Genomic DNA, 278 nt, shown 5'->3' on the forward strand with positions numbered 1-278 from the left:
GCGTAATGTCGACGCCCGTGCCGTCGCCTTCGATGTACGGAATGATCGGCTGATCGGAAACGTTGAGCGAGAAATCCGCGTTGACAGTGATCTTGTCACCGTCAGCCGGAACCGTGATGTGCTGATACGCCATGATCGGACTCCAGTGATAGCCGTACTGTGAGACCAGGTTGGCAATACGAAACCGGGGCGCCCCTCTTGCGCGCGACGCGGTGCAGCGCCGATTCGAGTGCTGATGCCAGATACCGATGCAGCAAGCGGCCAGGCGGCTATTCTAG

1 pseudogene is annotated in these 278 nt (G+C 59.4%); it reads right to left on the minus strand.

Going from position 1 to position 278, the window contains the following annotated elements:
• Nucleotides 1-133: pseudogene (locus SB753_RS36790) on the minus strand (NADP-dependent isocitrate dehydrogenase); the annotation flags it as partial.
• Nucleotides 134-278 lie beyond the last annotated feature (145 nt).

The organism is Paraburkholderia sp. SIMBA_053 (genome assembly GCF_046534895.1).
Classification (GTDB): Bacteria; Pseudomonadota; Gammaproteobacteria; order Burkholderiales; family Burkholderiaceae; genus Paraburkholderia; species Paraburkholderia caledonica.